The sequence below is a fragment of the Inquilinus limosus MP06 genome (assembly GCF_000767795.1).
Taxonomy (GTDB): domain Bacteria; phylum Pseudomonadota; class Alphaproteobacteria; order DSM-16000; family Inquilinaceae; genus Inquilinus; species Inquilinus limosus_E.
Window position 1 is genome coordinate 1 of sequence record NZ_JANX01000916.1, and the last position, 1,555, is coordinate 1,555.

Annotated in this window: 2 protein-coding genes; both read right to left on the bottom strand. The window is 70.0% G+C overall.

Features of this window, described 5'->3' with window-relative positions; genetic code table 11:
* Positions 1-257: 257 nt before the first annotated feature.
* Positions 258-998, bottom strand: a complete 741-nt coding sequence (locus P409_RS33945; RefSeq protein WP_052121701.1) for a DUF6683 family protein — start codon at positions 996-998, stop codon at positions 258-260.
* Positions 999-1,029: 31 nt separating this feature from the next.
* The coding region (locus P409_RS33950) for a LysR substrate-binding domain-containing protein (RefSeq protein ID WP_034849131.1) at positions 1,030-1,555 on the bottom strand (526 nt) is incomplete at its 5' end.

Genomic DNA, 1,555 nt, shown 5'->3' on the forward strand with positions numbered 1-1,555 from the left:
GGCCATAGGCCTGGACATCGAGTTCGGCGGGCACATCCTTCATGGAACGTATCATGAACAGAAACGCAAGTTAAGGCAATGGCCGTTGCGTCGGCGCCCTGACATCGGAGATGACTCGAATGGCAAATCGGCCAGGGTCTCGATGCCGGTCGGCACGGCAAGTGCCAGATATCGCACGATGCTGAAGGGTTACGGCCTGACGCCGATCCACAGTTGGCCGGGGGTCGTCCCCGGAGCGGCCGATGGCGCACCCGCCGTCAGAGCGCCACGAAGCCCTGCGGCGTCATCTTGATGGCACGCAGATTCACGCCCATTCTCTGCGCCATGCCGGTCACCCCGTCCCGCAGCCTGGAGAGTCCCGCCTCGTCGCCCTTGCGCCGCAGATCGTCGCGCGTGGCCACGGCGATCATCGCCAGATAGCCGAAGGTCTCGGCCATCTCCTGCTTCTGCGCATCCGTCATCGAGGTGAAGCGCGGAGTGCGGGCCAGCGCCTGCCTCATGCTGCGCCGCAAGGCATCGATGCCGGAACGGTATTGCATGGCGTCGCCGTTGTTCACGACCTCCCACGACAGCACCAGATAGGCGGTATAGGCGTCGGCCACGTCGTGGCTGTCATAGCCGAGCTGCCGCAACAGGCCGTCGAATCTGGCCAGCACGCCGTCGCGGACCAGCGCCTGCCGGTAGGCATCCGGCTGGCGGCCGCCGAACTGTCTGGCGATCCGGTCCAGCACGGACCGGCTCACTTCGGCAGAGGGATGGAACTGCAGGGCCGCGAGGCTGGCCTCGCTCACCGCGCTGCGGCCGCGCGAACCGCCGGCACCGGGTCCGGCGGTGCGGCGCCCTTGCCGCAGGATCACGTCGCCCATCACATCGGAGCCGATGGTCGAGTTGTTGAGCAGCATGCCCTGGCCAAGGCCCACCGTGGCGCCGGCGTCATACTGCGCATGTGCCGCGCCGGTCAGGAGCAGCAGCAGGCCCGCTGTCGAAAGCCGTTTCACGGGAATGTCTCCAAGCCAGGCAGTGCGGGGGCTATCCCAGCCCAGCGGCGCAGCTTCGCCACGGGACCGGCCGCAGGCTCCCCTCCAGGATGTCGAGGAACCGCTCCGTCCGCGCGACGCGCCCGCTGCGCGAGCCGAGCAGCGCCACCACGTCGGCATCCGGCAGCCGCCAGCCCGGCAGCAGCGGCACCAGGCGGCCGGCCCGCAGATCCGCCGCGACGTCCCATTCCGAGCGCTGGATGATGCCCAGCCCGGCGAGGCCCCAGTGCCGCACCACGCCGCCGTCATTGCTGTTCATTGCCGGATGGATGCGGACCGTGGCCCGCCGCCCATCCGCATGGGTGAAGCCCCAGAGCGTGACGTCGGCCCGGTCCTCGCGGATCACGGCGCAGTCATGGGCCTGCAGATCCTCCGGCCGGCCGGGCATGCCGCGCCGCGCCAGATAGGACGGCGCGGCGCACAGCAGGCGCCGGTTCGGCGCCAGCCGCCGCAGGGTCAGCGCCGAATCCGCCAGCGGCCCGGCCTGGACCAGCACGTCCCAGCTGCCGGCCGAGAGG